10 protein-coding genes and 2 pseudogenes are annotated in these 12,785 nt (G+C 61.2%); 9 read left to right on the forward strand and 3 right to left on the reverse strand.

Translation table 11 applies throughout. The annotated features are described in order from the left end of the window. Positions 1-19: 19 nt before the first annotated feature. From minD to HYI44_RS02215, 6 genes are all read left to right on the forward strand, one after another. Positions 20-832, forward strand: coding sequence for a septum site-determining protein MinD (gene minD, locus HYI44_RS02190; protein WP_045060222.1), 813 nt, complete (start codon positions 20-22; stop codon positions 830-832). Continuing rightward, positions 832-1,086, forward strand: a complete 255-nt coding sequence (gene minE / locus HYI44_RS02195) for a cell division topological specificity factor MinE (RefSeq protein ID WP_007944431.1) — start codon at positions 832-834, stop codon at positions 1,084-1,086. The genes minD and minE overlap by 1 nt, the downstream gene beginning before the upstream one ends. Before the next feature lie 179 nt (positions 1,087-1,265). Continuing rightward, entirely contained in the window at positions 1,266-1,901 is a 636-nt protein-coding gene (locus tag HYI44_RS02200; RefSeq protein WP_122839298.1) for an RluA family pseudouridine synthase, read from the forward strand. Positions 1,902-2,015: 114 nt separating this feature from the next. Next, positions 2,016-3,305: a M18 family aminopeptidase gene (locus HYI44_RS02205; protein ID WP_045060220.1), complete on the forward strand. Its 1,290-nt coding sequence runs from the start codon at positions 2,016-2,018 to the stop codon at positions 3,303-3,305. Between the two features lie 138 nt (positions 3,306-3,443). Further along, the gene (locus HYI44_RS02210; protein ID WP_163019418.1) at positions 3,444-3,620 is read left to right on the forward strand and encodes a hypothetical protein; all 177 of its coding nucleotides are present in this window, start codon (positions 3,444-3,446) and stop codon (positions 3,618-3,620) included. A gap of 76 nt (positions 3,621-3,696) precedes the next feature. Next, on the forward strand, positions 3,697-5,868 hold the full coding sequence (locus HYI44_RS02215; protein ID WP_225568624.1) for a mechanosensitive ion channel domain-containing protein: 2,172 nt from the start codon (positions 3,697-3,699) through the stop codon (positions 5,866-5,868). Between the two features lie 275 nt (positions 5,869-6,143). Here HYI44_RS02215 and HYI44_RS02220 read toward each other — a convergent pair whose 3' ends face one another. Continuing rightward, positions 6,144-7,817 carry a DEAD/DEAH box helicase gene (locus HYI44_RS02220; RefSeq protein WP_045060217.1) on the reverse strand — a complete coding sequence of 558 codons (1,674 nt, stop codon included), beginning with the start codon at positions 7,815-7,817 and terminating at the stop codon, positions 6,144-6,146. Between the two features lie 432 nt (positions 7,818-8,249). Here HYI44_RS02220 and HYI44_RS02225 point away from each other — a divergent pair, with 432 nt between their 5' ends. Continuing rightward, positions 8,250-9,041: a crotonase/enoyl-CoA hydratase family protein gene (locus HYI44_RS02225; RefSeq protein WP_225568625.1), complete on the forward strand. Its 792-nt coding sequence runs from the start codon at positions 8,250-8,252 to the stop codon at positions 9,039-9,041. A 118-nt stretch (positions 9,042-9,159) separates the two neighbouring features. Here HYI44_RS02225 and HYI44_RS02230 read toward each other — a convergent pair whose 3' ends face one another. After that, the gene (locus HYI44_RS02230) at positions 9,160-9,915 is read right to left on the reverse strand and encodes a spermidine synthase (RefSeq protein ID WP_045060215.1); all 756 of its coding nucleotides are present in this window, start codon (positions 9,913-9,915) and stop codon (positions 9,160-9,162) included. Positions 9,916-10,076: 161 nt separating this feature from the next. On the opposite strand from HYI44_RS02230, the gene HYI44_RS02235 reads away from it, so the two are divergent. After that, on the forward strand, positions 10,077-11,423 hold the full coding sequence (locus tag HYI44_RS02235) for a class II 3-deoxy-7-phosphoheptulonate synthase (protein ID WP_122839301.1): 1,347 nt from the start codon (positions 10,077-10,079) through the stop codon (positions 11,421-11,423). Positions 11,424-11,528: 105 nt separating this feature from the next. Here HYI44_RS02235 and HYI44_RS02240 read toward each other — a convergent pair. After that, positions 11,529-12,620: pseudogene (locus HYI44_RS02240) on the reverse strand (winged helix-turn-helix domain-containing protein); the annotation flags it as partial. On the opposite strand from HYI44_RS02240, the pseudogene HYI44_RS02245 reads away from it, so the two are divergent. Further along, positions 12,620-12,745: pseudogene (locus tag HYI44_RS02245) on the forward strand (alpha/beta hydrolase); the annotation flags it as partial. The pseudogenes HYI44_RS02240 and HYI44_RS02245 sit on opposite strands and share 1 nt — an antisense overlap. Positions 12,746-12,785: the final 40 nt, after the last annotated feature.

Raw genomic sequence — 12,785 nt, forward strand, 5'->3', positions numbered from 1 at the left:
TCCTTAGGGGTGAAACACCTTGGCCAAGATTCTCGTGGTTACATCCGGCAAGGGTGGTGTGGGTAAGACCACCACCAGTGCCGCTATCGGTACCGGCCTCGCACTGCGCGGCCACAAGACAGTTATCGTCGACTTCGACGTGGGCCTGCGTAACCTCGACCTGATCATGGGTTGCGAACGCCGCGTGGTGTACGACTTCGTCAACGTGGTCAACGGCGAAGCCAACCTGCAACAGGCCCTGATCAAAGACAAGCGCCTGGAAAACCTTTACGTACTGGCCGCCAGCCAGACCCGCGACAAAGACGCGCTGACCGTCGAAGGCGTGGAAAAAGTCCTGATGGCGCTCAAGGAAGACTTCGAATTCGTGGTCTGCGACTCCCCGGCAGGTATCGAGAAAGGCGCTCACCTGGCGATGTACTTCGCTGATGAAGCGATCATCGTGACCAACCCGGAAGTGTCCTCGGTACGTGACTCGGATCGCATGCTGGGCCTGCTGGCCAGCAAGTCACGCCGCGCTGAAAAGGGCGAGGATCCGATCAAGGAACACCTGCTGCTGACCCGCTACAACCCGCAACGCGTGAATGACGGTGAGATGCTCGGCGTCGAAGACGTCAAGGAAATCCTGTCTGTCACCCTGCTGGGCGTGATTCCGGAATCCCAGGCTGTACTCAAGGCCTCCAACTCGGGTGTGCCCGTGATTCTCGACGACCAGAGCGATGCCGGCCAGGCATACAGCGATGCCGTCGATCGTCTGCTGGGCAAAACCGTGGAGCATCGTTTCCTCGATGTCACGAAGAAGGGATTCTTCGAGCGCCTGTTTGGAGGTAGGTAATGAACATTTTTGACTTCTTTCGAGCCAACAAGAAGCCAAGCACAGCCTCGGTAGCGAAAGAGCGTCTACAGATCATCGTGGCGCATGAACGCGGCCAACGCAGTACACCGGACTACCTGCCAGCCTTGCAGAAGGAACTGGTGGAGGTGATCCGCAAGTACGTCAATATCGGGTCCGATGACGTGCATGTCGCTCTGGAAAACCAGGGCAGCTGCTCGATTCTGGAACTCAATATCACCCTGCCTGATCGCTGAGTCGATCCGGCTGGAGCCACGGCGGCTTAGGCCCTTCGGGACCGTGTAGGTGCTGCCGCAGGCTGCGATCTTCTGATCTTGTTCTTCATGCAAAATCAAAAGATCGCAGCCTGCGGCAGCTCCTGCGGGGACAATGAAGGGCGTGAGTCGCCGTTGGCGTTTGTTACGAGGCTGTTTTAATGCCGCTGTCCAACATCCAGATCATCCACCAGGACGCCGGCGTCCTGGTGGTGAACAAACCGACCTTGCTGCTCTCCGTCCCTGGCCGGGCCGAGGACAACAAGGACTGCCTGATCACCCGCCTGCAGGAAAATGGCTACCCCGAGGCTCGCATCGTCCACCGGCTGGATTGGGAGACGTCCGGCATCATCCTGCTGGCGCGTGACCCGGATACTCATCGCGAGTTATCCAGGCAGTTTCACGACCGCGAAACGGAGAAAGCCTACACCGCCCTGTGCTGGGGCCAGCCGGAGCTGGACAGTGGCAGCATTGACTTGCCCCTGCGCTACGACCCGCCGACCAAACCCCGCCACGTGGTGGATCACGAATTTGGCAAGCACGCGCTGACGTTCTGGCGAGTGCTGGAGCGTTGCGGTGACTGGTGCCGGGTCGAACTGACGCCCATCACTGGCCGCTCCCATCAACTGCGCGTGCACATGCTGTCCATTGGTCATCCACTGCTGGGCGACGGGCTCTATGCCCACGAACAGGCACTGGCCGCCTGGCCAAGGCTGTGCCTGCACGCCAGCATGCTGAGCTTCACCCATCCGCAATCCGGCGAACGCCTGCGCTTCGAGTGTCCCGCACCGTTCTAGGCTAATGCGTGCGGCAGCCAATCGCGGGCAAGCCCGCTCCCACAGGGATCGGCTCCATAGGCACATTAGCCGCCCAATACGTTAAACTGGCGCCACTGCTGTCTGGAGCTTTTTATGCGCGAAGAGTTGAACCAAGGCCTGATCGACTTTCTCAAGGCCTCCCCTACCCCCTTTCATGCCACTGCCAGCCTTGTACAGCGCCTGGAAGCGGCGGGCTACCAGCGCCTTGACGAGCGCGAGTCCTGGAACACCGAAGCGAACGGTCGCTACTACGTCACCCGCAATGACTCTTCAATTGTCGCGATCAAGATGGGCCGCCACTCCCCACTCAACAGCGGTATCCGCCTGGTGGGCGCTCACACCGACAGCCCGTGCCTGCGGGTCAAGCCGCAGCCGGAGTTGCAACGCCAGGGTTTCTGGCAACTGGGCGTGGAAGTCTACGGCGGCGCCCTGCTGGCCCCCTGGTTCGACCGCGACCTGTCGCTGGCCGGGCGGGTCACTTTCCGCCGCGACGGCAAGGTCGAAAGCCAGCTGATCGATTTCAAGCTGCCGATTGCCATCATTCCCAACCTGGCCATTCACCTCAATCGTGAAGCCAACATGGGCTGGGCGATCAATGCCCAAACCGAACTGCCGCCGATCCTCGCGCAGTTTGCCGGTGACGAGCGCGTGGATTTCCGTGCGGTGCTCACCAACCAGCTGGCCCTGGAACATGGCTTGAATGCCGACGTGGTGCTCGACTACGAGCTGAGCTTCTACGACACCCAGGCCGCTGCGATCATCGGCCTGCATGGCGACTTCATTGCCGGTGCGCGCCTGGACAACCTGCTGTCGTGTTATGCCGGCTTGCAGGCATTGCTCACCGCCGAGACCGATGAAACCTGCGTGCTGGTGGCCAACGACCACGAAGAAGTCGGCTCCTGCTCGGCCTGCGGTGCCGACGGCCCAATGCTTGAGCAAACCTTGCGCCGCTTGCTGCCGGAGGGTGACGAGTTTGTCCGCACCATCCAGAAATCACTGCTGGTATCGGCCGACAACGCCCATGGCGTGCACCCCAACTACGCCGACAAGCACGATGCCAACCACGGCCCGAAACTCAACGCCGGCCCGGTCATCAAGGTCAACAGTAACCAGCGCTACGCCACCAATAGCGAAACCGCCGGGTTCTTCCGTCACTTGTGCATGGCTGAAGAAGTGCCGGTGCAAAGCTTCGTGGTGCGTAGCGACATGGGCTGCGGCTCGACCATCGGCCCGATCACCGCCAGCCACCTGGGTGTGCGCACGGTCGACATCGGCTTGCCGACGTTCGCCATGCACTCGATCCGCGAGTTGTGCGGCAGCCATGACCTGGCGCACCTGGTGAAAGTACTGAGCGCGTTCTACGCCAGTCACGAATTGCCATGACACCTGTGTAGGCGCCTGGCTTGCCGGCGATGGCCATTTCAATGACTCCATCGCCGGCAATCCAGTCTCCCACGGCCCGTGCTCGACCCACCAAACCCGCCTAGAATTCAAGTAATCCCTTTCGACAAGGCCGTCGCCATGATCACAATGCAATCCTTCCACGCCATGCTGATCCCGATCCTCACCGGGATGATCCTGCTGGCCATCGGATTCAATTTCCGCGACAAGAATGCCGGCGTGTTCGCAATGTGGATTGGCATGCTGACGATCCTTGGCACCGTGGTGTTCAAGATCCTCGCCAAACTCAACGAATAAATACTCGCCCCGACTCGCATTGATTTTGGCGGGCTCGTACACTCGGGCAATCTGATCTCCCAAGGTTGACCGCCTAGTGTTTGTTCGTCTTTTTGCCCTGCCGTATTTCCTCTTCGTCTGCCTCATGACGCTGCTACCGCTGGCGTCTGCCGAGGCGGTCGGCCTGCCCGGGCTGCTCAATGGCTCGGCGAAACCCCAGCCGGAGGCACAAGCGCCTCTCGGGCAGTCCCTGGACGATGTCATCAAGTCGCTGGAAAACGACCAGCAACGCGGCAAACTGCTGGCCGACCTGAAAAAACTCCGCGATGCCACCAAGCAAGCCCAGCCAGCCGCCGAACAAGGTGTGCTTGGTTTGATCGGCGGCACGCTGGCCAGTTTCGAGAAACAGTTTTCCGGGGAGGACAGCCCGATTACCCGCTGGTCCCAAGAGTACGACCTGGCCAAGGACGAGCTGCAAGCGCTGATTCTGCCGGCCAACGAATGGCTGCCGATCATCTTCGCCTTCGCCATGATCCTGATGGTCTGGAGCCTGCTTGCTGCCGTGCTGATCTGGCTCGGCCACCGCGTGCGCATGCGCTTCGGCCTGACCGAAGAGCTGCCCCAACACCCCAAGGCCCTGGATATGTTGCGCTTCGCCCTGCGCAAACTCGGGCCCTGGTTGATCGCCCTGGTCATGACTGTCTACATGACCTACGCCCTGCCCTCGTCACTGGGCAAGAGCCTGGCCATGGTCCTTGCCTATGCGCTGGTGGTGGGCACCTGCTTCTCGGCTATCTGCGTGATCGCTTTTTCCGTTCTGGACGGCCCGCACCGGCACCGCGCCTTGTTCATCTTGCGGCACCAGGCCTTCCGGCCACTGTGGCTGATCGGCAGTTTTGCCGCGTTTGGTGAGGCGCTGAGCGACCCGCGCCTGGTGGAAAGCCTTGGCACCCACCTGGCCCACACCGCCGCGACCATAGCCAATGTCCTGGCAGCCCTGTCCACGGGCCTGTTCATCTTGCGTTTCCGCCGCCCGATCGCCCACCTGATCCGCAACCAGCCACTGTCGCGCCGCCTGACCCGCCGCGCACTCAGCGACAGCATCGATATCCTGGGCACCTTCTGGTATGTACCGGCGCTGGTGCTGGTGGCGATCTCGCTGTTTGCCACGTTCGTATCCGCCGGTGACACCAGCACCGCCCTGCGCCAGTCGCTGATCTGTACCGTGCTGCTGGTGTTGTGCATGGTGATCAACGGCCTGGTGCGGCGTCACTCGCTCAGGCCGCAACGTGGGGTCAAGCGTCATGCACTGTACTCAGATCGTCTCAAAAGCTTCTTCTACACCCTGGCCCACCTGGTGGTCTGGCTGGCGTTCATCGAATTGGGCCTGCGCGTCTGGGGCATGTCGCTGATAGCCTTCACCGAGGGTGAAGGCCATGAAATCAGCGTCAAGCTGTTCAGCCTCGCCGGCACGCTGATTTTCGCCTGGCTGATCTGGATTCTCAGCGACACCGCGGTGCACCACGCCCTGACCCGCTCGCGCAAAGGCCTGGCAAACGCCCGGGCGCAAACGATGATGCCGCTGATTCGCAACGTGCTGTTCGTGGCCATTTTCATCATCGCGCTGATCGTCGCCCTGGCCAACATGGGCATGAACGTCACGCCGCTGCTGGCGGGTGCCGGCGTAATCGGCCTGGCCATCGGTTTTGGCGCGCAGTCCCTGGTCGCCGACCTGATCACCGGCCTGTTCATCATCATTGAAGACTCACTGGCCATTGATGACTACGTGGACGTCGGCGGGCACCTGGGGACCGTCGAAGGCCTCACGATCCGCACGGTACGCCTGCGGGACATCGACGGTATCGTGCACACCATCCCGTTCAGCGAAATCAAAAGCATCAAGAACTACTCCCGGGAGTTCGGCTACGCGATTTTCCGGGTGGCGGTGCCGTCCAGCATGGACATCGACGAAGCGATCAAGCTGATGCGTGACGTCGGCCAGAAAATGCGCACCGACCCGCTGCAGCGGCGCAACATCTGGTCTCCGCTGGAGATCCAGGGCGTCGAGAGTTTCGAGTCAGGCAACGCGATCCTGCGCGCCCGGTTCAAGACGGCACCGATCAAGCAGTGGGAAGTGTCGCGGGCGTTCAACCTGTCGCTCAAACGCCATCTGGATGAGGCAGGAATGGATCTGGCAACGCCGCGCATGAGTGTGCAGGTGGTAACGGCGGGCGGCGGACCGATAGCGCAAACAACCTCGACTGACTAACCTACCCCGTAGGAGCTGCCGCAGGCTGCGATCTTTTGATTTTGATCTTGGGCAATTGAAGATCAAAAGATCGCAGCCTGCGGCAGCTCCTACAGTGAGTCCGAGCGGCAGCAGCAGCAGCAGCAGCGGCAGCAGCGGCAGCGGCAGCAGCGGCAGCAGCGGCAGCAGCGGCAGCGGCAGCAGCAGCAGCAGCGGCAGGCACCTCTTCAAAGGCAAAAAAAATCCCCGAACCAGTCGGGGATTTTTTATGTTCGATCAATCAACCCAAGGGCCGATCAATCTTCGCGATAGCGACGCAGCTTCAACTGCTTGCCAGCAACGCGAGTGTCCTTCAGCTTGGTCAGGAGCTTTTCCAGACCATCTTCCGGCAGCTCGACGAGGCTGAAGCTGTCACGCACCTGGATGCGACCGATGGCTTCGCGGGCCAGGCCGCCTTCGTTCAGGATGGCGCCCAGCAGGTTCTTGGCAGCGATACCATCACGCGCACCCAGCGCGGTACGGCAACGAGCACGACCTTCAGCCAATGGAACCGGAGCGCGACGCTCACGATCACCACGGTCCGGACGATCACCGGTACGCTCTGGACGATCGCCACGCGGTGCATTGTTCGGCACCAGTGGACGTTCTTTCTCGATCGCGGCCAGGGTCAACGCCTGGGCGTTGGTTGCCTTGCGCAACAGGGCAGCGGCCAGGGCACGCGGAGTGCAACCGATGTCGGCGGTCAGGCGATCCAGCAGATCACCGTGGGTTGATTCGGCGTCAGCCACCAGTGGCGACAGGCTGTTGGTCAGTTTCTTGATGCGGGCATCAAGAACAGCTTGTGCGTCCGGCAGGCGAACTTCGGCAACCTTCTGACCGGTTACACGCTCGATCACTTGCAGCATGCGGCGCTCACGTGGAGTCACCAGCAACAGCGCACGACCTTCGCGACCGGCACGGCCAGTACGGCCGATACGGTGGACGTAGGACTCTGGATCGTACGGCATGTCAACGTTGAACACGTGAGTGATGCGCGGAACGTCCAGGCCACGAGCGGCAACGTCGGTCGCTACAACGATGTCCAGACGGCCATCCTTGAGGGAGTCGATCACGCGCTCACGCTGGTTCTGGGCAATGTCACCGTTCAGCGCAGCGGCTTTGTAGCCTTTGGCTTCCAGGGCGCTGGCCAGGTCCAGGGTTGCTTGCTTGGTGCGTACGAACATGATCAGGGCGTCGAAATCTTCAACTTCCAGCAGGCTCAATACAGCCGAGGTCTTCTGGTCAGCGTGAACCAACAGGTGAGCCTGTTCGATCGCGGTAACGGTCTGAGTCTTGGTCTGGATCTTCACGTGTTGCGGATCGCGCAGATGGCGTTCGGCAATGGCACGGATCGACTGCGGCAAGGTTGCCGAGAACAATACGGTCTGGCGGGTTGCAGGCAGGGACTTGAAGATGACTTCGAGGTCGTCCATGAAACCCAGTTTGAGCATTTCGTCAGCTTCGTCGAGAACCAGGTGGTTCACGGTCGACAGGACTTTTTCGTCGCGACGCAGGTGGTCGCACAGACGGCCCGGGGTGGCGACAACGATTTGTGCGCCGTTACGGATTGCTTTCAGTTGTGGGCCCATAGGCGCGCCGCCGTAAACGGCCACAACAGTAACGCCCGGCATTTGCTTGGCGTAGGTTTCGAAAGCGGTTGCTACTTGCAGCGCCAACTCACGGGTTGGCGCCAGGATCAGGGCTTGCGGCTCGCGCTTGGCAGGATCGATGCAATGCAGAATAGGCAGGGCGAACGCAGCGGTTTTACCCGTACCGGTTTGCGCCTGGCCAATCATGTCCTGGCCGGCCATGATGATCGGGATCGATTGCTGCTGAATAGCCGAAGGTTCTTCGTAGCCAGTCGCAATGACGGCTGCAAGGATATTCGGATTAAGATTAAAAGCGGCGAAGCCGCCGGTTTCCTGGGTCATGGGTCTGCCTCTAAGTGCATCCGCAAAGACCCATGCTCCAAAGCTGCGCATGCCGTGTAAGACTCAAGAGTCGCCCTGGCTGCTTTGTCGGCGGGGATTTGCGAAAACGAATGAATGAAAAAGATTCGTCAAGGGAGAGTCCGCTGTGCGGACGTGCAGCCGAAGCTGACTTCGGGGAATTGCGCTACCTAAACGCGGCCTGGTTAAAGGCCGGCGCGCACTATACCGGAATTCGGGCAAAAAGGGAGCATTATTTGTCGGAAAACTGACGCATACGCCGTTGTGTCACAGGCTTTGCGCAGAATCCAACCAGGGTCTACTTTTCAAAGGCCCGGCCCTGCTGGAGATGGCGCTAAAACGGTTCACCCTGCTAAGCCGCCGCCTTTGCCCTGCGCCCGGCAACCGCCCCCTTCCCGCCCGAGGAATTGCCCCATGAATCAGCCCTGCTCCAGTCGAGTCAGCCGCGAACGGCGCGGTCATGTGCTGTTGATCGGTTTGAACCGGGCGGCCAAGCGCAATGCGTTCGACCTCGACCTGCTGAATGAACTGAGCCTGGCCTATGGCGAGTTCGAAGCCGACCGCGAAGCGCGGGTGGCGGTGGTGTTTGGCCACGGCGAGCATTTTACCGCCGGGCTCGACCTGGTCAGCGCCAGTGCCAGCCTGGCCGAAGGCTGGCAGGTGCCCGCCGGTGGCTGCGATCCATGGGGAATCCAGGCCGGCCCTCGGGTGAGCAAGCCGGTGATCGTCGCCGCCCAGGGATACTGCCTGACCATTGGCATCGAATTGATGCTGGCCGCTGATATCAACCTGTGCGCCAGCAATACCCGCTTCGCCCAGAAAGAAGTGCAACGGGGAATTTTCCCGTTCGGCGGCGCCACTTTGCGCCTGCATCAGGTTGCCGGCTGGGGCAATGCAATGCGCTGGTTACTTACCGGGGATGAGTTCGATGCCCATGAGGCGTTACACCTGGGCCTGGTCCAGGAAGTCATGGCCAGTGAGGATTTGCTGCCACGGGCGCTGGAGTTGGCTGAACGGATCGCCCGTCAGGCGCCGCTTGGGGTGCAGGCGACCCTGATGTCGGCCCGCCAGGCGCGCTATGAAGGAGAAACGGCGGCAGCGCTGGGGCTGGCGCCGCTGGCGAAGAAGCTGCTGGGCAGTGAGGATGCCAGGGAGGGGGTGCGGTCGATGATCGAGAAGCGACCCGGCGTGTTTAAGGGGCTTTGAGGCAGGTATTGACTGTGAGGCCTTCATCGCGGGCAAGCCCGCTCCCACAGTGATTTGCGTCGTACTCGAAACCTGTGGGAGCGGGCTTGCCCGCGATGAGACCCTCACAGACGCCGACTCATGTCGCCGGGCGAATCGCCTTGATCAGCGACTGCAACGAATACCCCAATCGCGGCGCCAGCCCTTCGGCCCGGGCCACCAGGGCGTCCATGTCCAGCTCCTGATCCAGCTCTGACGGCACCAGCAAAATCACATTGCCCTCTTTCACCGGCAACTCCCAGTAATGGCGGTGATACAGCCCGCGCAACAGCGCAGCGCCCAGCGGCTTGCCATCGTCGGTGGCCCACTGATTGATCACCAGCCATCCGCCCGGATTCAGGCGCTTTTGACAGTTCTCCAGGAAACTCCAGGCCAGGTGGCCGACCCCAGGCCCGACATCGGTATACAGGTCGACGAAAATCAGGTCTGCAGGCTCAGCAGTGTCCAGCAACTCCAGCGCGTCGCCGACCCGGATATACAGGCGCGGATCATCATCCAGCCCCAGGTATTCAATGGCCAGGCGCGGCACATCGGGCCTCAGTTCGATGGCTTCGACGTCTTCCAGCGGCAGGAATTTCAGGCAGGCCTGGGTCAGCGTACCGGCGCCCAGCCCCAGGAACAGCGCACTTTCCGGCTGCTCGTGGCACAACGCGCCGATCAGCATCGCGCGGGTGTAATCGTATTCGAGCCAGCTCGGGTCGGCGGTGAACACGCAACTCTGTTCGATGGCGTCACCGAACTCGAGAAATCGGTAATCCGCCACTTCCAGCACGCGTATCACGCCGAACTCATCCTGTACCTCGGCGAGCAGATGCTCGACGCGCTCCTCGGTCATTTCGTCTCCTGGTCGTCTCGGGCCTGCAGCTTGGGGAAACAGCGGCGCAGTCAACCGCTGATGCGGCTGCAAAGGCGCGATTGTCAGCGATGCAACGGGAACAGGTCACGCACTAATTGCTGATAACATGAGGGTCCGAGCGTAAAACTACCGAGACCGTGATGAGCCAACCCTGGAGCCCTGACAGCTGGCGCGCCCTGCCGATCCAGCAACAACCCGCCTACCCCGACGCTGCACATTTGCTGCAGGTCGAGCAGACCCTGGCCAGCTATCCGCCGCTGGTGTTTGCCGGTGAAGCCCGGGAGTTGCGTCGCCAGTTCGCCGAAGTGACACAGGGTCGGGCGTTTCTGTTGCAGGGCGGCGATTGCGCTGAAAGTTTTGCCGAGTTCTCCGCAGCAAAAATTCGCGACACCTTCAAGGTGCTGCTGCAAATGGCCATCGTCATGACCTTTGCTGCCGGCTGCCCGGTGGTCAAGGTCGGTCGCATGGCCGGGCAGTTCGCCAAACCCCGTTCGGCCAATGACGAAACCATCGACGGCGTCACCTTGCCGGCCTACCGTGGCGATATCGTCAACGGCATCGGCTTCGATGAAAAAAGCCGCGTGCCGGATCCGGAACGCCTGCTGCAGTCCTACCACCAGTCCACCGCCACCCTCAACCTGCTGCGCGCGTTTGCCCAGGGGGGCTTTGCCGACCTGCATCAGGTGCACAAGTGGAACCTGGACTTCATCGCCAACTCGGCACTGGCTGAGAAATACAGCCACCTGGCCGATCGCATCGATGAAACCCTGGCCTTCATGCGCGCCTGCGGCATGGACAGCTCGCCACAGCTGCGCGAGACCAGTTTCTTCACTGCGCACGAGGCCTTGCTGCTCAATTACGAAGAAGCTTTTGTTCGTCGCGACAGCCTGACCAACGATTACTACGACTGTTCGGCGCACATGCTGTGGATCGGCGACCGCACTCGCCAACTGGACGGTGCTCACGTCGAGTTTCTGCGTGGCGTGAACAATCCGATCGGGGTCAAGGTCGGCCCGAGCATGAACCCCGACGACCTGATCCGCCTGATTGATGTGCTCAACCCGGACAACGACCCTGGCCGCCTGAACCTGATCGCCCGAATGGGCGCCAACAAGGTCGGTGACCACCTGCCCGCCCTGATCCGCGCTGTGCAGCGCGAGGGCAAACAGGTGCTATGGAGTTGCGACCCGATGCACGGCAACACCATCAAGGCCAGCAGCGGCTACAAGACCCGCGACTTTGCGCAGATCCTGGGCGAAGTGAAGCAATTCTTCCAGGTTCACCAGGCCGAAGGCAGTTACGCCGGCGGGATTCATATCGAGATGACCGGGCAGAACGTGACCGAATGCATCGGCGGCGCGCGACCGATTACCGAGGACGGTTTGTCAGACCGTTACCACACCCATTGTGACCCGCGGATGAATGCGGATCAGTCGCTGGAATTGGCGTTCTTGATTGCCGAGACGTTGAAACAAGTCCGGCGGTAAACCACTTTGAAACAATTGCTAGCGGGCTAGCTCCCACATTTTGACCGCGTTGTTCTGCCAAACGCGGCCAACTGTGGGAGCGAGCCTGCTCGCGATGAGGCCAGCTCAGGCACCCTCAATCCCAGCCGATGCCACTCTTAATCTGGCTGCACTCACCCGCTGGCAACTCAACTGCACCTGCGCCAGCCCCAGCCAATCGGCCATCCGCCGCAAATTGACCGCCAACGCCAGCATCCCCTCATCATCCAGCCCCGGCTCTTCCTCGTACACGCCATGCACCGCCAAGCGGCCGTGCGCGCGCTCCGCGCGCAAATCTACCCGCGCAGATATTCGTTCGTTGTGCAAAAACGGCAGCACGTAATAGCCATAAACCCGTTTATCCTGGGGCGTATAAATCTCGAGCCGATAGCGAAAATCAAACAACCGCTCGGTACGGCCGCGTTCCCAGATCAGTGAATCGAAGGGCGACAGCAAGGCGCTGGCCTCGACCTTGCGTGGCACTTTCGGCTCGGGCAGGCAAAAGGCCGGTTGCCGCCAACCCTGGACCTCACAGGACAGTAATGCGCCCGCCTCCAGCAGTTCCGCCAGGCGCGAACGCGCATCGCCCGGATTCAGGCGAAAGTAGTCACGCAGGTCCTTTTCCGTCGCGATGCCCAAGGCATTGGCCGCATGCAGCAACAGGCCACGCTGGGCCTCATCTTCCGAGAGCATCGGCTGCTGGAGGATGACCGCGGGAAGCACCCGCTCCGGCAAGTCATACAACCGCTCGAATCCACGTCGTCCGGCGACAGTCACTTCACCGGCGGCAAACAACCATTCCAGCGCGTGTTTTTCCGCGCTCCAGTCCCACCATGGCCCGGCTCTTTCCTGGCGAGTCGACAGGCTGCCTGCGCCCAACGCCCCGAGTTCCTGAACCGAGCCAAGGACGCGGCGGATGATGTCCTGGTGCTCGCGACCGAAACGCGCCAGTTGCTGATAAATATCTTCGCCCCGCCTTGCCCGCGCCATCCGCCAGCGCATCAAGGGGAACATCGACAAGGGCAGCAGGGACGCTTCATGCCCCCAATATTCAAACAGCGTGCGCTGCCGCCCCTGACTCCAGGCCGCCTGATCAAGCAAGCCGGGTGAATAACAGCCCAGGCGCGAAAACAGGGGAAGGTAGTGCGAGCGCACCAGCGCATTGACCGAATCGATCTGTTGAGGTGCACCATCTGCCGGAGTGCGCACACGGGTTCATCCATTTTCCGACGGCGCTGGCCGACAGGGTGCTGACGTACAGTCGGGAGTGGATCAACGAGCGGATCCACCGGTTGCCGCGCTGAATGCCGCGGATCGCACACGCTTTGCTTCAACTATCTTTTA

The sequence above is a fragment of the Pseudomonas sp. Y24-6 genome, from assembly GCF_020295325.1.
GTDB classification, from domain to species: Bacteria; Pseudomonadota; Gammaproteobacteria; order Pseudomonadales; family Pseudomonadaceae; genus Aquipseudomonas; species Aquipseudomonas gregormendelii.